Raw genomic sequence first — 18,195 nt, forward strand, 5'->3', positions numbered from 1 at the left:
CGCAGCCGCTTCTCGCGGAAGGCGGTCAAAAACCACGGTTCACGAGAGGTCGGCTGGGGTGACCGGCAGGCGGCTTGGCTGCTTGCCACTGGCAGCCACGAGCGCGTTGTAGATGGCACCGGCGCCTGCCACGATGGCTGCTTCGCCGGCGCCGCTCGGCGGCCTGTCGCTCGCCACGAGGTCGATGTCGAGCGAGGGCATGTCGGTGATGCGCGGAAGCGGGTAGTCGGCAAAGCCGGTCTGCGCGGCGCGCGCGTCGGGGGCTGCGAGGTGGTCGAAGAGCACGAGGCCAAGGCTCCACACGAGGTTGCCTTCCACCTGTGCGCGCACGCTGCGCGCATCGACCATCGCGCCGCAATCGTGGCTGCACCAGAGCCTGGTCACGCGGATGCGCTCGGCGCTGATGGCGACTTCGGCCACTGCCGCGACCACGCTCAGCCCCTTGTAGACGCCGCATGCCACACCCCGGCCCACACGCTCGCCAGGCGCCGCCACGCGAGGGGCTTCACGTTGCGCGAGGTCGGCCGCGCGTTGCAGCACGGCGGCCAAACGGCCGGGGTCGGCCAGGTGATCGCCGGCCGGTGCGTGGGCCAGGTGACGCAGGCGAAACGCCACCGGGTCTTGCCCGCTCGCACGCGCCGCGGCATCCATCGCCGCTTCGATCGCGAGCACGTTCGGCCCCGCGCCCAGGCCGCGCCAGGGGCCGGTGGCGAGCGGCACGCGCGTGAGCTGCATCGAGCGGCGCTGCCGCGTGAACGCATACGGCGCGTGCTGGCCGCGCGAGGTGCCGGCGTCGCCCACGAAATCGGTGAAGGTCTGCATCCACGGCGGCATGCCGGCCGAGGTGAAGATCACGTGCGAACTGGAGAGCGCGTGCCACCAGTCGGAGACGAGCCCATCGGCGCCCACGCGCACCTTCACCCGGTGCGAAGACGGCGGGCGGTGAAAGCCGCCGGTGAACTCGTCTTCGCGTGTCCATTGCAGCTTGACGGGCGCTTTCATCGCGCGCGCCACGTAGGCCGCCTCGCGCTCGATCAGCGCCACGGTGCGCCCGCCGAAGCCACCGCCCAGGCGCTGGTTGTGCACGGTGATGTGTTCGAGCGGCAGGCCGTGGTCGCGCGCCATCACGTCACGGATGAAGAACGGGTCTTGCGTGGCGCACCAGAGGTCGAGCCGCTCTTTGCCATCAGCGCCGGTGCTGAACTGCGCGACGGTGCAGCGCGGCTCGATGGCGGCGTGCGCGGCCATGGGCACGTCGAGCCGCAGGTCGACCGTCCAGGCACCGTCCTGAACGCTGCCGCTGTCTTTGGTGAAGCGGCCTGTCGCGAGCACCGCATCGATGTCGACCATGCGCTCGGGGTCGGGCCTGTGGGCCGGCTTTTTCCAGCGCACGGCTGCGGCGGTGCGCATCGCGAAGAGTGCCTGCGGGTGCAGGCCCACCAGCACCGGCCCGTCGATCTCGCGCAGCAAGATCTGGGCGACGAAGCCGGGCACGGCCTGCACCGCGGTGCGTTCCCAGCCTTCGAGTTCGACGCCGAGCTCCGGGCGCCAGGGTGGGCGCAGCACGGTCGCGTGCAGCATGCCGGGCAGGCGGACGTCGGCGGCGAAGACCGGCGCGCCGGTCACGAGGGCGTGGTGCTGGGGCGGTGCGATGGCCGGCGAGGCAGCGGGCTGCCGCAGGGCCGTGATGGCACGAAGCGGAGACTCCACGCCGCGGGCCTTCATCTCGTCGCGCAAGCGGGCGCAGGCCGTGGCCAGCGGCACCAGCAGCTCGCGCACCGAGTCGCTGCCGACGGTGCCTTTCACTCTCCCGATGTCGCCGGTGCCGGGGATGCGCACGTCGATCGCCTCCTCGGCCACGCCCAGTTCGAGTGAAGCGATGCGCCGCAGCCCACCCAGCACGTTCTGGCCCATCTCGACCCGCGGGCACCACAGCACGAAGCGGCCCTCGGGGGTCCGATGGATCCAGCCGACCGCATCGTCGAGCGTGGGAGTGGGGCGCTTGGGGATCGGCGGGATCAGCGAGCACCCGCCGAGGCCGTAGCTGACCGTGATGCTGCCGGCCGTGGCCAGCAGCGCGCGGCGCGAGACGGCGGCGCTCATCGTGCGCCTTCCTCGCGGGCGATCTGCGCGGCGCGGTGGATCGCCGCGCGGACGCGGTCGTAGGTGCCGCACCGGCACAGGTGGCCGGCCATCGCGGCGTCGATCTGCTCGTCGCTCGGGTTCGACGTGCTGGCCAGCAACGCCGCTGCGCCCATGATCTGCCCGCTCTGGCAGTAGCCGCATTGCGCAACGGCCAGCTCCAGCCACGCCTGCTGCACCGGGTGCAGCCGCTCGCCGCGCGCCAGGCCTTCGATGGTGGTGAGCTCGCGCCCGTCGGCGGCGCTGCAGGGCGTGATGCACGAGCGCACCGCCTGCCCGTCGAGGTGCACGGTGCAGGCGCCGCACACGCCTTGGCCGCAGCCGTAGCGCGTGCCGGTGAGGCCTTGGTCTTCGCGCAGCCACCACAGCAGCGGTTGCGCGGCGTGCTCGTCGCCGAGCGTCTGGGTTTGTCGGTTGAGTTGGACTTGCATGCCGCGACCTTAGGAGCGGGCTCGGGGTTTGTCGTTATCTCGGGTTAAGAGCGCGCTGCGTTACCGTGCGGCGATGCGAACGCTCGCCGCGCAGCCTCTGCTCGAACACCTCGCCGGCGGCCCCCTGCCGGAATGGGCCGCCTTCTCCGCGGAGGTGCAGCCACGCACCCTCGCAGCGGGCGAAGCGCTCTTCGAGAGCGACGTGCCCTGGCCTTGGCTGTGCATCGTGCGAAGCGGCTTGTTCAAGCTCGCCTACCTGCGTGAAGACGGCAGCGAGCGCATCAAGTCCTTCATCCACGAGGGTGGCTTCTTCGCCAGCCTGGCCGCGCTCGCACCGGGTGGGCGCACGAGCTTCACCGCGGTGGCGCTGGAGCCGAGCGTGGTGGAGCCGCTCAGCTACCCGCGCATCCTCGCGCTCGGCGAACGGCACCTCGCGTGGCAGAAGGCTCTGCGTGCCGGCATCGAGCACTACGGCGTGCGCAAGGAAAAGCGCGAGCGCGAGCTCCTGATGCTGAGCCCCGAGCAGCGCTACCGGCTCTTTCTGCAGGAATCGCCCGCGCTCGCGAAACGCATCGCGCAGCAGGACGTCGCGCTCTACCTCGGCATCACGCCGGTGGCGCTGTCGCGCATCCGCGGGCGCATGGCGCGCGTCACTCAGACCGGCGCGTAGAGCGCGGCGAGGTCGATGCTCGAGCGGTGGCCCACGTCACCCGCATGCGCGTCGAGCCAACGCCCGGCGCGGGCGCGGCCGAGGTCGCGCAGGTTCTCGAGGAAGGGCAGGTGCGCGATGAGCCGGGTTTCGCCGGCCAGTTCACCCAGCTCGTCATGCGCGTCGATCAGGTGCAGGTGCAGCCGGCGTAGCCGCCGCTCCAGTGCGCCGATGAAGGGCCAGCGCGATTGCCGCGCTTCGGCGCACGCTTCGGCCAGCGTGCGCGCTTCGCGCAGGAAGGTGGCGTTGAAGGCGAACTCCAGCGCGCGCGCCTGGATCTCGTCGGCGCTCACCGGCGTACGTGTGTAGCGCAACGGGGTGAGCGAGACGATCAAGGGCTCGTCGATGCCGCTTCGCACCAGCGGAAAGAGCGCGGGGTTGGCGCTGTAGCCACCGTCCCAGTACGGCTCGCCGTCGATCACCACCGCGTGGTGCAGCGTGGGCAGGCAGGCCGACGCGAGCGCAGCGTCGACGCTCAGCTCGTGTGCCTCGAAGAGCCGCAGCCGCCCGGTGTTGGCGTGCGTGGCGGCGATGTGCAGGGCCATCGGGCTCGCCGCGCGCAAACCTTCGAAGTCGATCTGCTCCTGCAGCACTTCACGCAAGGGGTTGGTGCCCAGCGGGTTGAACTGGTAGGGCGAGAGCAGGCGCGTCCAGTGCATCAGCGCACGGGCCGCGGCATTGAGGCCGGGCCGGGCCGCGTCGCCCGAGGTCAGGAGGTCGAAGGGCACGCGGGTGCCGATGGCCGTCCAGAAGCGGCTGAGGGCATCGCGTGCGCCGTCGGGGCCGCCGCGCCGCCAGCCGTCGGCCAGCGCAATCGCATTCATCGCCCCCGCGCTGGTGCCGCTGATGGCGGTGATGTGGAAGTGCCCGGCTTCGAGCAGGCAATCGAGCACGCCCCAGGTGAACGCACCGTGTGCACCGCCGCCTTGCAGGGCGAGGCCGAGGGAAGGGGTTTTGAGACGTGGGATCAAGGGCATCGAAGGGGGATGGCAGGAAGCATGCCGGGGGTGTTTTCCTAGAATGTGTCGATGACAGCCTCCCTGCCTCTTTTTTCGCCCGACGCCCCTGAAGAAGGCGCGACCGGCGCGCCCTCCGGCCACGAACCACAAGGGCTGCTGCGCGGCCTGAACCCGGAGCAGCTCGCGGCCGTCACGCTGCCGGCGAAGTCGGCGCTGATCCTTGCCGGGGCAGGCTCGGGCAAGACGCGCGTGCTCACCACCCGCATTGCGTGGCTGATCCAGACCGGGCAGCTTACGCCCGGTGGCGTGATGGCGGTGACCTTCACCAACAAGGCTGCGAAGGAAATGCTCACCCGGCTGGGTGCGATGCTGCCGGTGCCGGTGCGCGGCATGTGGGTCGGCACCTTCCACGGGCTGTGCAACCGTTTCCTGCGCGCGCACTGGAAGCTCGCGAACCTGCCGCAAGGCTTCCAGATCCTCGATTCGAGCGACCAGCTCTCGGCCGTCAAGCGCATCATCAAGGCGATGAACCTCGACGACGAGCGCTTCGTGCCCAAGCAGGTCACCTGGTTCATCGCCGGCAGCAAGGAAGAAGGGCTGCGCCCCAAAGACGTGGACGTGCGCGACGAGCAGAGCCGCGTGATGGTGCAGGTCTACCAGGCGTATGAAGAGCAGTGCCAGCGCGAGGGCGTGGTCGACTTCGCCGAGCTGATGCTGCGCACCTACGAGCTGCTGCGCGACAACGTGGCGCTGCGCGAGCATTACCAGCGGCGCTTCCGCCACATCCTCGTCGACGAATTCCAGGACACCAACCGCCTGCAGTACGCCTGGCTCAAGATGTTCACGGGCCCGCAGACCGCGGTGATGGCCGTGGGCGACGACGACCAGAGCATCTACGCCTTCCGCGGCGCGCAGGTGGGCAACATGACCGCCTTCGAGCGCGAGTTCGGCGTGGAGCAGGTCATCAAGCTGGAGCGCAACTACCGCTCCTACGGCAACATCCTCGACGCGGCCAACGAGCTGATCTCGCACAACACCAACCGCCTCGGCAAGAACCTCAGCACCGAGGCGGGGCCCGGCGAGCCGGTGCGCGTGTTCGAGGCGACGAGCGACTTCTCCGAAGCGCAATGGTTCGTCGACGAGGCGCGCCAGCTGCACCGCGACGGCATGGCGCGCAGCGACATCGCGCTGCTCTACCGCAGCAACGCCCAGAGCCGCGTGATCGAAAGCGCGCTCTTCAACGCCGGCATGCCCTACAAGGTGTATGGCGGCCTGCGCTTCTTCGAGCGCGCCGAGGTGAAGCATGCGCTGAGCTACCTGCGCCTGATCGAGAACCCGAACGACGACACCAGCTTCCTGCGGGTGGTGAACTTCCCCACGCGTGGCATCGGCACCCGCACCCTCGAGCTGCTGCAGGACGCCGCCCGCGCGAGCGGCCGCAGCCTCTCGCAGAGCGTGACCGCGGTGCCGGGCAAGGGCGGCAGCAACCTGCAGGCCTTCGTGGCGCTCATCGATGCGATGCGCGAGGCCACCAAGGGCCTCAACCTGCGCCAGATCATCGAGCACATGCTGCACGAGAGCGGGCTGCTCGACTTCTACAAGACCGACAAGGAAGGCCAGGACCGCATCGAGAATCTGGAAGAACTGGTCAATGCGGCCGAAGCCTTCGTCACGCAGGAAGGCTTCGGCAAGGATGCGGTGGCATTGCCCATCGACGAACATGCCGGCGCCATCGCCGAAGGCCTGCCCAAGGCCGTGGCGAGTGTCGACCTGACACCCGATGCCGAGACGGGCGAGATCATGTCGCCGCTCGCGGCCTTCCTCACGCACGCCTCCCTCGAAGCCGGCGACAACCAGGCGCAGGCGGGGCAGGACGCCATCCAGCTCATGACGGTGCACTCGGCCAAGGGACTGGAATTCGATGCCGTCTTCATCACCGGGCTGGAAGAGGGCCTCTTCCCGCACGAGAACAGCGTGTCGGACGTCGACGGCCTCGAAGAAGAGCGCCGCCTGATGTACGTGGCGATCACGCGCGCCCGCAAGCGCCTGTACCTGAGCTTCAGCCAGACGCGCATGCTGCACGGCCAGACCCGCTACAACATCAAGAGCCGTTTCTTCGACGAGCTGCCCGAGAGCGCGCTGCGCTGGCTCACGCCGCGCAACCAGGGTTTCGGCTCGGGCTTCGCGCGGGAGTACCAGTCGGCCTGGGCGAAGGGCTCGGGGCTGGGCTCCATCGTCGGCGCGGGCAACGTGGCGCCGCGCAACGCACCCGCGAGTGGCCCGGTCACCAAGAGCAGCCACGGGCTGCGCGTGGGCCAGAGCGTCTTCCACACCAGGTTCGGCGAGGGCGTGCTGGTCACGCTCGAAGGCACGGGCGACGATGCGCGCGCGCAAGTGAACTTCGGCCGCCACGGGATGAAGTGGCTGGCCTTGAGCGTGGCGAAGCTCACGCCGATCGAGTGACGGGTCAGCGCACCCGCGCGTGCGTGATGTGTGCGGCCGGGTTGGAGCGCAGCCCGTTCACGCCAGCGGCGTCGTAGCGCTGCACGAGGGCGTCGCCGCCGAGGTCTTCGAGCAGCTCGTAGCCGAGGCTGAGCAGAAGCGCCGCCAGCCCCGCCGGGTCGAAGCCGGACAGGAAACCTTCGCCGGCGGAGGCGACGGCCTGCTGCAGCTCGCGGAAGTCGGCCGGCGCGTCGTGGCCGGGGCGGAGTAGCGCTTCATCGACATAGGTGAAGACCAGCTCGCTGCCTCGTGCCGCGCAGGACGCGACGGCTCGCAGCGTCGCGAGATTGGCTTCGCGCGAGAGATACATCGTCACCCCCAGCCACGAGAAGAACGCCGGCCGGCTGCTGTCGAACGGCGAGCGTTCCAGCGCTGTGGCCAGGCTCTCGTGGGCCAGGTCGGCGGCGATGTAGTGCGGCTGCCCCGCTTGAGCGGCCGTGTGATTGGCCAGCAGGCGGCGTTTCAGGGCCTGCGTGGCGGGGTGGTCCACCTCGTAGATCGACAGCGCGCCGGCCGCGCTGTCATGGCGCTGCGGGTAGCTGTCGAAGCCGGCGCCGATGAGCACGTACTGTGCGATCCCGTGCGCCTGGGCGACGTGCAACGCGTCTTCGGCGCAACGGCTGCGCAGGATCACGTCGGCAAATGCCGCGTTGGCCCGCAGCGCCGCATCGGGCACGGCGCGGCGTATCTCGGCCGGCACGATCCGGTCTGCCCAGTCGTCGTGGAGCAGCGGCGAGGGCGCGCTGCGGGTGTGCAGGGCGCGCATCAGTGATGTAGCAATGGCGGTGCGGCTGGGGTCGTGTGGCGTCATGGCAGGCGATGGAGCTGAACGGGGCCGCAGTGTGAGCGCCGGTGGCATGTCTGTACAGTGCATTGTTCTGACGCCATACCTGCATCAAATGAAATTCATAGACCTCAACCTGCTGGCCGCACTCGATGCCTTGCTGAGCACCGGCAGCGTGACGGCCGCCGCCGAGCGCATGCACCTGAGCCCACCCGCCATGAGCCATGCACTGGCGCGATTGCGCGAGGCCTTGGGCGACCCGCTGCTGGTGCGCGCCGGCCGCGGGCTGATGCCCACGCCGCGCGCGGTGGAGTTGCGCGAGCCGGTGCGTCGGCTGGTGGCCGAAGCGTCCGAGCTGATGCAGGCAGGCGCCGAGACGCGTTTTGCGCAGACGCGGCGCGAGTTCGTGATCCGTGCGCCCGAAGGCGCCGGCATCGTCTACGGCGCGACGATGCTCGCGATGGTGCAGCAGCGGGTGCCGCTGGCCAGCCTGCGCTTCGTGGCCGAAAGCGACAGCGATGCGATGGCCCTGCGCGAGGGCCGTGTCGACCTCGAGATCGGCGCCGCCTACGACCGCGGGCCCGAGGTGCTGAGCGCACCGCTCTACGAGCAGCAGCTGGTCGGGGTGGCGCGCAAAGGCCATGCTCTGCTGGCCGGGCGCGTGACGCTCAAGCGCTTTGCCGCCGAGGCGCACGTGGCCGTGGCGCGGCGAGACCGCACGCTGACGCCGCTCGACCGCCTGCTCGGCGAGGCCGGCGTGGCGCGGCGGGTGCTGCTCACGGTGCCCAGCACCTACGGCGCGATGATGGCCGCCGGCATCTCCGACCTCGTGGCCAGCGTGCCGGACCGCATCGCGCACACCGTGGCGGCCGCGCTCGACCTGGTGGTGTTCAAGCTGCCCGTGGTGGTGCCGCCCGAACAGGTGGTGCAGGCCTGGCACCCCCGCCTGGACGCCGACCCGGCCCACCGCTGGCTGCGCGAGTGTGTCGAGACCCTGCCGGCCCGGGTCCGGCATGGGCCGTTGCGCGAGCGTGCGCACCGCGCGATGCTGGGCTTCGACGAGCGCTGAGGCCTAGCACGGCAGGCTGCCGCCGGAGAGGGTCTTGGCGCCGGCCGGGCAGGGGCTGCGTAGTAAACTGCGCCCCCTTTTCCAAGGCACCCAAGTCACTTCGACAGGCATTCATGCAGCACGGGTCTTTCCCCGCGGGCGTGGCCGGTTCGGAGCTCACCCGCCTCCTGGCCCGCCTGGCCGAGACGCCTCCCCCCGACACCGCACCGGCCTTTGCCGAGGGTCTGGGCCGCTGGCTGGGCTGGGCCGACGCCGTGTCGTTGTCCACCGCGCTGAGCACCGACCTGGGCCGTGTGGACGCAGGTCCAGCGTCTGGCGCCAGCGGCCTCGAGGAGGCGGACTTTCATCGCGTGCGTGCGGCCCTGGCGGCATCCATCGCCAAGGGGCCCGACGACGACGCATCGAGCCCGGCCGACTTCAGCCCCTATCGCCGCCACTGCCATGCGCAGCAGCAGGCGATGCAGAACGCGATCGCTGCGTTGCGGCAGCGCCTGCGCGATGCGCTGTCGCGTCGCTCGCCTGCGTTGGCCAAGCTGGCTGCGATCGACGCGGTGATGGACCGTGCCCTGAGCGCGCAGGAACGCACGCTGCTGGGCCTCGTGCCCCTGCGCCTTCAATCCCATTTCGAGCGGATGGCCCGCGCCGCCCGCTCTGCTGACCGCTCTGGTGGCGACAGCACCGACGACACCCGCTGGACAGACGCTTTCCGGCAAGACATGGAACGCGTTCTCCTGGCTGAACTCTCGCACCGGCTGATGCCGGCGCAGGGCCTGCTGGACAGCCTGCACCCCTTACCCCAAACACCATGAACCGATTCCTTCCTCACACCGCCTTCGTGGCGGGCCTGGTCGCCGTTGCCTGGGTGGGCGCGGGCTACCTGCCGGGGCACCTGCTGGCGTTCTCGCTGGTGCTGCTGATCGGCCTCTTCTACCTGCTGGGGGCGCTCGAGCTGCATCGCTTCCAGCAGGCCACCGACAGCCTGGGCCGCGCGGTGAAGGCAGCCGCCGCGCAGGCGCCGGCAACCCTTGCCGAATGGCTGGCCACGCTCCACCCGAGCCTGCACGCGAGCGTGCGCCTGCGTGTCGAAGGGGGCCGTGCCGCGCTGCCGGGGCCGTCGCTCTCGCCGTATCTCTCGGGCTTCCTCGTGCTGCTGGGCATGCTCGGCACCTTTCTCGGCATGGTCGTCACGCTGAAGGGGACCGGCCTGGCGCTCGAACATGCGACCGATGTGGATGCGATCCGTGCCTCGCTGGCCGCACCCGTGCAAGGTCTCGGCCTGGCGTTTGGCTGCTCGGTGGCGGGTGTCGCCGCGTCGGCCATGCTCGGCCTGATGTCGACCCTCGTGAAGCGCGAGCGTGTGCGATGCGTGCAGCAGCTCGATGCGCAGATCGCCGGCCCGCTGCGCGGCTACACGCGGGCGCACGAGGAAGCGCGCCAGCGCGACGAATCGCTGCGCCTGTTGCGCACGCAGGCCGATGTGATGCCAGCGGTGGTGGCGCAACTGCAAGGCTTGGTGGAGCAGATGGCGAAGCAAGGCGAGCTCTTGCACGAGCGCCTGCTCGACAGCCAGGCAAAATTCCAGCACGAAGCGCAGCGTGCCTACAAGGACCTGGCCGCATCGGTGGATCAATCGCTGCGGTCGAGCCTCGCCGACAGCGCCCGCGTGGCCAGCGCGGCCATCGAGCCGGCGGTGCAGGCCACGATGGCCGGGCTGGCGCGCGAAGCCGGGGTGCTGCGCGACGCCCTGGCTGAGCGCGCCGATGCGCTGGTGGACAGCGTGGCCGCACGCCTCGACGACAGCACCACGCGCTGGGCCGCCGCCTGGGGCACGGCCTCGGCCCAGCAGCGCGACGACCACGTCGCCCTGGTGGAACACACCCGCAGCGGCTGGTCGGCGACCCAGCAGGCCTTCGAGCGCCATGCCGCATCGCTGCTCCAGGCGGTGGGTGAGGCACAGGCCGCGCAAGCCGAGCGCAGCGAGCAGGCGCTGGCCGCACGCCAGCAGCAGATCTGCTCGGCGCTCGAATCGACGGCCCAGGCCATCACCGCGCAAGCCGAAGCGCACGCACGCGCCACCCTCGACGAGATCGGCCGCCTCGTGCAATCGGCCGCCGAAGCGCCGCGTGCGGCCGCCGAGGTCATCGGCGAGCTGCGCGGCGCCCTCAGCGACAGCCTGGTGCGCGACAACGCCGCCCTCGAAGAACGCAATCGCCTGCTCGCCACCCTGTCGGGGCTGCTCGATGCGGTGAACCACGCGAGCACCGAGCAGCGTGCCGCGATCGATGCGCTGGTGTCGGGCACGACGGAAGTGATCGACCGCGTGGGGGCGCGTTTCCATGAGACGGTGGCTGCCGAGTCGCGCACGCTGGAGCAGGTGGCGGCGCAGGTCACCGTCGGTGCCGCAGAGGTGGCGAGCCTGGGCGAAGGCTTTGGCACAGCGGTGGATCTCTTCAGCCGTTCGAGCGAGCGGCTGATGGCGCAGCTGGAGCGGGTGGAAGGCGCGCTGGGCCAGAGCCTCGCGCGCAGCGACGAGCAGCTCGCCTACTACGTGGCGCAGGCGCGCGAGATCGTCGACCTCACGCTCGGCTCGCACCAGAAGATCGTCGAAGACCTGCGGCGGGTGGGCCGTGCGGTGCATGACACCGCCACCGAGGCCGACGCAGCATGACGGCGAACGACGAGATCGATGACGTCGAGGGCGGCTCGACCGCCACCGTCTGGGCCGTGTTCGGTGACCTGATGGCGGGCCTCTTGGGCGCCTTCGTGCTGATCCTCGTGTTCGTGATGGCGACGCAGCTCGAGCTGGCCGAGCGCCTGAAGAGCGAGGTCGCGCAGCGCCAGGCCGAGCAGCAGCGCCGTGAGGCGCTGGAGCGCGCCTTGGCCATTCCGCTCGCGGCGGGCCGCGTGAGCCTGGCCGATGGCCGCATCGCGATCAGTGGCAGCGTGCTGTTCGCCTTCAACTCCGACGAGCTGCAGCCCGAGGGCCGGCAACTGCTGCAAAGCCTGGCCGCCCCGCTGGCCACCTACCTGGCGACGCGCGACGAGGTGCTGATGGTCAGCGGCTTCACCGACGACCGCCAGATGCGCGACAGCTCGCGTGCGAAGTTCGCCGACAACTGGGAACTCTCGGCCCAGCGCGCGCTGACCGTGACACGCGCGTTGATCGAGGCCGGCGTGCCCTCGAAGTCGGTGTTCGCCGCGGCCTTCGGCTCGCAGCGGCCGGTGGCCTCGAACCAGGAGGCTGCCGGGCGTGCGCTGAATCGCCGGGTCGAGATCGCACCGATGCCGGCACCGAAAGACTCGACGGCGGGAGCGAAGAAGTGAGTTCCAGCGACGGCGCGGCCGAGCTGCTGGCGCGTGTCGAATCGGTGCGGGCACAGATGGCGCCGGTGAGGCACCGCGTGCTCGCGGCCATGGCCCGTCGGGTGGCGCAGCACCAGGGCGAGGCCCGCCGGCAGTTGCTGGCGCGTGTCGAAGCTTTGATGAGCGAACCGGCGGCGCAGGCCGAGTCAGCCGCAGCGGTGGCGCCGCTGCCGGCCCGGGACGACGCTCAGCTCGGGCTGTCGCAGCTCGTCAACTGGCTCAACCGCCATGCGGGTGACACGGCGGCAACGCCCGCGCGCATGGCCGCGCCGCAGCCGCTCAAGTCGGTGGCCAACTTCCAGGGCACCTGGTCGAGGCTGCGCGTGGAGCAGCGGCTACGCCAGGCGCTGACCCAGGTGCCGGCGCAGGCGGGGCCCTTGCACTCGGCCCGCATCGTGAGCCGCGCACTGCAGACCCTGCATGACCTGTCGCCGGCCTACCTCGACGCGTTCATGACCCACGTCGATGCGCTGCAGTGGATGGAGCAGACCAGCGGCGGCGGCGATCTCACGCCGCGTGCCTCACGATCGCGCGCGAAGTGAATCGCGCGCGACGTGAAGCCTCGACGACTGTCAGCGCAGCAGCCGGCCGCCGCTGCCGATCACGGTGACTTCGACGAAGCGCGAACCCACGCGGTTGTCGCCGCCGAAGTTGACCTTGAAGCCGCCGGTGTCGAAGTCGCGCATGTCGGCGAGGTTCTGCAGGATGCGCTCGCGGCTCGGGTCGGCGCGTGAGCGTTTCACCGCCTCGACCAGCACCTTGGCGGCGATGAAGCCTTCCATGCTGGCGTAGGAGACGGTCTTCGTCGGCTGGTACTGCTTCATCGCGGCGTGGAACTCACGCACCACCGGCACCGGCGAGGCCATGTTGTAGGGGAAGGGCATCACCTGCGAGATGCCCACGCCGCGGGCGAGTTCGTCGCCGGTGTTCTTCAGGAGTTCCTTGAAGTTCACCACCGAGATGCTGAAGAGGCGGGCCCGGTTGCCGCTGTCGCGCAGCTTCTTGATGAGGGCCGACGAGGCCTTGTTCACCGCGACCATGATCACCGCGTCGGGTTGGGCGTCACCGATGGTCTTGGCGGCGGCGTCGATGTCGTCGGGCTTGGTGCGGTCGTAGTGGCCGGTGGCCACCGCCTTGAGCTTGAGCTTTTCGAGCGCCCGCTCGGCACCGATCAGGCCACCCTTGCCGAAGCCGTCGTTCTGATAGAACACCGCGAACTTGCGCAGGCCCAGCGTGTAGAGGTGCTCCACCATCTTGGCCGTCTCGTCGGGGTAGCTGGCGCGGATGTGGAAGAGGTTGGGGTTCACCGGCACGCGCAGCTCCTCGGCGCCGGTGTAGGGCGCGAGCAGGGCGATCTTGTTGTCGGTGAGGATGTTGTTCTTGTTCAGCGCGGCGATGTTGGCCGTGCCCACGTAGCCGAAGAGGGCGACGGGGTTGTCCTTCTCGAGGATCTCCTTCGTGTGCGCGACGGTCGCCTCGGGCTTGTACGCATCGTCTTTCTGCACCACGCGGATCTTGCGGCCGTAGACGCCGCCCTTGGCGTTGACGCTCGCGAAGTAGGCGGCAGCGCCGGCCGAGTACTCGTCGCCCGTGCCGGCGATCACGCCGGTCAGCGGCACCACCTGGCCGATGACCACCTCGTTGGCCGCGTGGGCGGCGAGGGCGCTGAACGCCAGCAGGGGTGCGGCCAGCAGCCGCAGGGAAGAATTCACAAACCGTCGGACGTCGTGCATGTCGTGCTCCAAGTGCTTGCGGTCTGGTTGCCGCTCGTGGTCAGTGGCGCGCAGTCTAGGTGGGCCCGGTCGGCAATCGCACAGGCGGAGCCCCGCGAGGTGTGACGCTGTGCACACCAGCAACTGTTTTGAAAGTCGGTTCTGCACTGCAGGCGGCGGGGCGCTCGAGTGCGCACCCTGGAAGAAAAACACCCGCTCGGGTTGCGAGCGGGTGTCGGCTGGAACGCGGCAGCTCAGAGTTTCAGCTTCGCGATCTTGCCCAGGCCCTGGGCGATGTTGTTGCTCACGGCACGCTCGGCCGCCAGGCGGATGCGCTCGACGCCGGCAAATGCTTCGCTGGTGGTCGCGGAGCCTTCGCTCCGGATCGACTCCTTCCATACCGTGCTGCCGTCTGCGCGCTTGAGTTCCCAGATCATCTCGTTCTTCACGGTGAAGTTGAGGCCCATTGCCGGGTAGTCGGCCGTGAGCAGCGCCACGGTGAGCCGCAGGTTGCCGGCCCCGCCCTTGATGACCTGCGAGAAGGTCTTGTTCTTGTCGATGGCGGTCGCAATCGCTTCGGCCACCGAGTCGTCGGACAGGTGGCGCTGCGCGGTGGCATGCGAGCTGACGCCCGACACCGCGACCGACACGGTCTGTGAATGGCGGGTACCGGCTTCGACGGTGGCCGGCACCAGCGAAGCGGGCGTGGACGGCGCGATCGCGCAGCCGCTCAGGGCCGCGGCGGCGATGACGAGGGCAGGGGCTGCAACGCGTTGCAGCCAGGTGCTGAGTTGGATGTTCATGCGGTCACTTGGTGGGTTTGGCGTTGACGATGTTGGTCACGACTTCATCCACCATGTCGGGCGGCGACTTGCGCGTGAGCGAGGTGTGCAGCGAGTTGCCGGTGGCGAGCGGGAGCTCGTTCTTGTCGCGCACGGTGATCGTCAGTTCGAGCAGGTACATGGTGATGTCCCACATCCACTTGTCGATGTAGGTCACGACAGCGTCGGACTTGTACGGCTTGGCCTGCTCGGGGCCGATGTCGGCCTTGTAGCCGCGCTTGGCGAAATTGGCTTGGATCAGCTCGCCCACGCCGCGGTCGTCTTTGGGCTCCTTGACCACGTATACCGATTTCACGGTACTCAGGTCGGCGCCCGGCATCAGGTTCGCGGTGGCGCGGTTGACGGCACAGCCCGTGGTGAGCGCCATCGCGCCCAGCATCATGGCGAGGAACAGGAATCTCTTGATCATTTTCGGGGCCTCCCGCCCCATTTCTCTGACGGCGACGTTGCCGGGCAGAACTATGCGCGCAGGAGAGGCCGATCCCCATCGGCGAAAACCACGAACCGTGGTTCCGAGGGTCAGACCTCGATCTCGTCGAGCTCGCGGTAGATGTCGCGCATCCACATCTTCAGGCGCTGGCGCTCCATGAGGCCGAGGCCGTTCGGGCCTTCGCTCTCCTGCGGCGTCTTGGCTTTCCAGAAGCTGCTGCTGGTGGCGTCGATCTTGTTGATGACGGTGTCGTGCAGCTTGCGCATCGTGACCACCTGGGCGCCGAGCGACATGGCGCGCGACTGCTCGCCCGATTGTTCGAGCACGCTGAAATCGCTGCCGCGCACGTGGTTGCGCACCAGCACGTATTTGAGCGCCGGGCCGAAGCGGTCGAGCAGGCGCTTGAGCAGGTCGACCGAGTCCTTGCCGGTGTCCATCACGTGCCAGTAGTGGATGCTCGAGCCCATCTCGTCGACGAGATTCAGCACGCCGGAGTCGTCCATCCACTTCACCAGCGGCTCGTGCGTCTGCGCGGCCAGGTCGACGAGGATGCGGCGCTGCGGCTGGTCGACGGTGGCTTCGATGATCGAGTCGAGCGCTTCATAGCGGTCGACCACCACCGGCGACGCGTAGCCCGCGTAGAAGCGCATCAGGGCGCCGTGCGAGCGGTCGGTGTCGAAGCCGAGGAAGGGCAACTGCTTGTCGATCATGTACTGCGCCAGCGTGCGGGCCAGCAGCGATTTGCCGACACCGCCTTTTTCGCCACCGATGAAGTGGATGTTGCTCATCGAGTCGATCTCCTGTCGAAGCTGAAGGCCCTGGATGGGGGCGAGTATCTCCGCAATCCATTCCAGTCACGAAGCTGTCACGCAACCGTCACGCACCCTTCATGCCGGCTTCCTAAGCTGCCGGCGCCCGCCACGAGCGGGGCCCTGCATCGCTCATCCATCCTGCGAGGATTCCTTGAACAAACCCTTCGAAGGCCACACGCTGGCCGCCCACGGCGACGACGCCGACCTGAACACGAGCGCCAACCCGAGCTTCATGACCGTGCTCGACGCACGCCTGAGCCGCCGCAGCCTGCTGCGCGGCGGCGTGGGCACCGCCGCCACGGCCGTGCTCGGCAGCTGGAGCCTCGCCGCCTGCGGTGGTGGCGACGACGACGACGCGCCTGCCGCGCCGGCCCCCATCACCGCGCTCGGTTTCACCGCCGTGCCCAAGAGCCTGGCCGACACGGTGAGCGTGCCCGTGGGCTACACCGCCAGCATCATCTACGCGCTGGGCGACCCGCTCACCGCCACCACGCCGGCTTACCGCAACGACGGCACCGACACCGACTTCGAGAACCGCGCCGGCGACCACCACGACGGCATGGAGTACTTCGGCCTCTCTGCCGACGGCACGCGCCGCGACGTGAACGGCTCCGAGCGCGGCTTGCTGGCCATCAACCACGAGGCGACGAGCAACCTCGACGTGCGCTCGTACTACCTGCATGCCAACGGCGGCACTGTGAATCCGCGCCCCACTGCTGAAGCCGACAAGGAAATCGCCGTGCACGGCATCTCGGTCGTCGAGGTGCGCAAGACCAACGGCCAGTGGGCCTACGTGCAGACCTCGGCCTTCAACCGCCGCGTGACGCCGCTCACGCCGGTGCAGATCGCCGGCCCCGTGCGCGGCAACGCGCTCGTGCGCACGCTCTACTCCACCGCCGGCACCGCCGCCCGCGGCACGCTCAACAACTGCGGCACCGGTCAGACGCCCTGGGGCACCGACCTCACCGGCGAAGAGAACTGGGCCGGCTACTTCACGCGTGCGGCCGGCGATGACGCCGCCCGTGGCGACAAGAGCGTGGTCTCGCTCAACCGCTACGGCCGCGCGCAAGGCTCGGCCAGCCGCCACGGCTGGGAAACGGCCGGCGCCGCCGATCAATACGCCCGCTGGAACATCAGCAAGACCGGCGCGAGCACCGACGGCACCGACGACTACCGCAACGAGCTGAACACCTTCGGCTACATCGTCGAGATCGACGCCTACGACAAGACCGCCGCCATCAAGAAGCGCACCGCCCTCGGCCGCTTCGCGCACGAGAGCGCCTCGTTCGGCCTGCAGCGTGCCGGCCAGCCGCTCGCGGTCTACATGGGCGACGACTCGCGCGGCGAGTACATCTACAAGTTCGTCTCCACCGCGAACTGGGATGCGGCCGACGCCAACAGCGCCAACCGCATCGCCACCGGCGACAAGTACCTCGACTCGGGCAAGCTCTACGTCGCGCGCTTCAACGCCGACGGCACCGGCACCTGGATCGAGCTCGACATCGCCAACACCGCGATCGCGAACTACGCCACCTACGACTTCGCCGATCAGGCCGACGTGCTGGTCAACGCACGCCTCGCGGCCGACGCGGTGGGCGCCACCAAGATGGACCGCCCCGAGTGGTGTGCCGTGCACCCGACCACTGGCGAGATCTACTACACGCTGACGAACAACAGCAACCGCCGCGTCGAACCTGCGAGCGGTTCGCAACATGCAGTGGACGCGGCCAACCCGCGGGCGTACACCGACACCAAGGGCGCTGCGACGCAGTCGGGCAACGTCAACGGCCACATCATCCGCATGGCCGAGACCGGCAACACCAATGCCGCGACGACCTTCAGCTGGGACGTCTACCTCTTCGGTGCGGAAGCCGGCAGCAACGCCACGCAGATCAACCTGTCGTCGCTCACCGCCGACCAGGACTTCTCCAGCCCCGACGGCCTGTGGTTCAGCAAGAACACCGGCATCTGCTGGATCCAGACGGACGACGGCGCCTACACCGATGTCACCAACTGCATGATGCTGGCCGGCGTGCCGGGCCGTGTGGGCGATGGCACGGTGGCCACGCTCAACTACACGCGTGCCGACTCCACCACGCTCAGCATCCAGACGCGTGTCGGCCGCGCGCCGACGGCGACCACGCTGAAGCGCTTCCTCGTCGGCCCGGTCGACTGCGAGCTGACCGGCTGCGCGGAGACGCCCGACGGCAAGACCCTCTTCGTCAACATCCAGCACCCGGGCGAAAACCTGGGCGCCGTGGCCAACATCGCCAACCCGGCGCTGTACCCGAGCCACTGGCCCGGCAACGCTGGCTACGGTGCCGGTGGTGCCACGGCCCGCCCGCGCTCGGCCACGCTTGCGATCACCAAGAACGATGGAGGGCGCGTGGGGAACTGAATTCCCCGCCGAACGAACCAAGAGCATGAGAGCGTTTGGCCG

Annotated in this window: 16 protein-coding genes; 8 read left to right on the forward strand and 8 right to left on the reverse strand. The window is 69.4% G+C overall.

What is annotated here, in order from left to right; genetic code table 11:
* Positions 1 to 39: 39 nt before the first annotated feature.
* Together RXV79_RS06695 and RXV79_RS06700 are read right to left on the reverse strand one after the other, a co-directional pair.
* Entirely contained in the window at positions 40 to 2,103 is a 2,064-nt protein-coding gene (locus tag RXV79_RS06695; protein WP_316702619.1) for a xanthine dehydrogenase family protein molybdopterin-binding subunit, read from the reverse strand.
* The gene (locus RXV79_RS06700) at positions 2,100 to 2,573 is read right to left on the reverse strand and encodes a (2Fe-2S)-binding protein (protein WP_316702620.1); all 474 of its coding nucleotides are present in this window, start codon (positions 2,571 to 2,573) and stop codon (positions 2,100 to 2,102) included. The genes RXV79_RS06695 and RXV79_RS06700 overlap by 4 nt, the downstream gene beginning before the upstream one ends.
* A gap of 73 nt (positions 2,574 to 2,646) precedes the next feature.
* Between RXV79_RS06700 and RXV79_RS06705 the strand changes: the two genes are divergently transcribed.
* Complete coding sequence (locus RXV79_RS06705) at positions 2,647 to 3,243, forward strand: Crp/Fnr family transcriptional regulator (RefSeq protein WP_316702621.1); 597 nt, start codon at positions 2,647 to 2,649, stop codon at positions 3,241 to 3,243.
* Here RXV79_RS06705 and RXV79_RS06710 read toward each other — a convergent pair.
* A complete protein-coding gene (locus RXV79_RS06710; RefSeq protein ID WP_316702622.1) occupies positions 3,228 to 4,259 on the reverse strand; it encodes a patatin-like phospholipase family protein in 1,032 nt (343 codons plus the stop codon). The genes RXV79_RS06705 and RXV79_RS06710 overlap by 16 nt on opposite strands.
* A 51-nt stretch (positions 4,260 to 4,310) precedes the next feature.
* Between RXV79_RS06710 and RXV79_RS06715 the strand changes: the two genes are divergently transcribed.
* Positions 4,311 to 6,704, forward strand: a complete 2,394-nt coding sequence (locus RXV79_RS06715; protein WP_316702623.1) for a UvrD-helicase domain-containing protein — start codon at positions 4,311 to 4,313, stop codon at positions 6,702 to 6,704.
* A 4-nt stretch (positions 6,705 to 6,708) separates the two neighbouring features.
* Here RXV79_RS06715 and RXV79_RS06720 read toward each other — a convergent pair whose 3' ends face one another.
* Positions 6,709 to 7,554: a class I SAM-dependent methyltransferase gene (locus RXV79_RS06720; RefSeq protein WP_316702625.1), complete on the reverse strand. Its 846-nt coding sequence runs from the start codon at positions 7,552 to 7,554 to the stop codon at positions 6,709 to 6,711.
* An 88-nt stretch (positions 7,555 to 7,642) separates the two neighbouring features.
* On the opposite strand from RXV79_RS06720, the gene RXV79_RS06725 reads away from it, so the two are divergent.
* From RXV79_RS06725 to RXV79_RS06745, 5 genes are all read left to right on the forward strand, one after another.
* The gene (locus RXV79_RS06725) at positions 7,643 to 8,596 is read left to right on the forward strand and encodes a LysR family transcriptional regulator (protein WP_316702626.1); all 954 of its coding nucleotides are present in this window, start codon (positions 7,643 to 7,645) and stop codon (positions 8,594 to 8,596) included.
* A 113-nt stretch (positions 8,597 to 8,709) separates the two neighbouring features.
* On the forward strand, positions 8,710 to 9,405 hold the full coding sequence (locus RXV79_RS06730) for a DUF3348 family protein (RefSeq protein ID WP_316702627.1): 696 nt from the start codon (positions 8,710 to 8,712) through the stop codon (positions 9,403 to 9,405).
* A complete protein-coding gene (locus tag RXV79_RS06735) occupies positions 9,402 to 11,264 on the forward strand; it encodes a DUF802 domain-containing protein (RefSeq protein ID WP_316702628.1) in 1,863 nt (620 codons plus the stop codon). The genes RXV79_RS06730 and RXV79_RS06735 overlap by 4 nt, the downstream gene beginning before the upstream one ends.
* A complete protein-coding gene (locus RXV79_RS06740; RefSeq protein ID WP_316702629.1) occupies positions 11,261 to 11,920 on the forward strand; it encodes an OmpA family protein in 660 nt (219 codons plus the stop codon). Before RXV79_RS06735 ends, RXV79_RS06740 begins: the two co-directional genes overlap by 4 nt.
* Positions 11,917 to 12,501, forward strand: coding sequence for a DUF2894 domain-containing protein (locus RXV79_RS06745; protein WP_316702630.1), 585 nt, complete (start codon positions 11,917 to 11,919; stop codon positions 12,499 to 12,501). Before RXV79_RS06740 ends, RXV79_RS06745 begins: the two co-directional genes overlap by 4 nt.
* A 30-nt stretch (positions 12,502 to 12,531) precedes the next feature.
* On the opposite strand, the gene RXV79_RS06750 is transcribed toward RXV79_RS06745, so the two are convergent.
* The 4 genes from RXV79_RS06750 to RXV79_RS06765 form a co-directional block, all read right to left on the reverse strand.
* On the reverse strand, positions 12,532 to 13,692 hold the full coding sequence (locus RXV79_RS06750) for an ABC transporter substrate-binding protein (protein WP_316702631.1): 1,161 nt from the start codon (positions 13,690 to 13,692) through the stop codon (positions 12,532 to 12,534).
* A 233-nt stretch (positions 13,693 to 13,925) separates the two neighbouring features.
* Positions 13,926 to 14,474 (reverse strand): hypothetical protein, encoded by a 549-nt coding sequence (locus RXV79_RS06755; protein ID WP_316702632.1) that lies wholly within the window; start codon positions 14,472 to 14,474, stop codon positions 13,926 to 13,928.
* A gap of 4 nt (positions 14,475 to 14,478) precedes the next feature.
* Positions 14,479 to 14,922, reverse strand: coding sequence for a hypothetical protein (locus tag RXV79_RS06760; RefSeq protein ID WP_316702634.1), 444 nt, complete (start codon positions 14,920 to 14,922; stop codon positions 14,479 to 14,481).
* 110 nt (positions 14,923 to 15,032) lie between these two features.
* A complete protein-coding gene (locus RXV79_RS06765) occupies positions 15,033 to 15,731 on the reverse strand; it encodes a P-loop NTPase family protein (RefSeq protein WP_316702635.1) in 699 nt (232 codons plus the stop codon).
* A gap of 175 nt (positions 15,732 to 15,906) precedes the next feature.
* Here RXV79_RS06765 and RXV79_RS06770 point away from each other — a divergent pair, with 175 nt between their 5' ends.
* Positions 15,907 to 18,153 (forward strand): PhoX family protein, encoded by a 2,247-nt coding sequence (locus RXV79_RS06770; protein ID WP_413816667.1) that lies wholly within the window; start codon positions 15,907 to 15,909, stop codon positions 18,151 to 18,153.
* Positions 18,154 to 18,195 lie beyond the last annotated feature (42 nt).

It is taken from the genome of Piscinibacter gummiphilus (assembly GCF_032681285.1).
Taxonomy (GTDB): domain Bacteria; phylum Pseudomonadota; class Gammaproteobacteria; order Burkholderiales; family Burkholderiaceae_C; genus Rhizobacter; species Rhizobacter gummiphilus_A.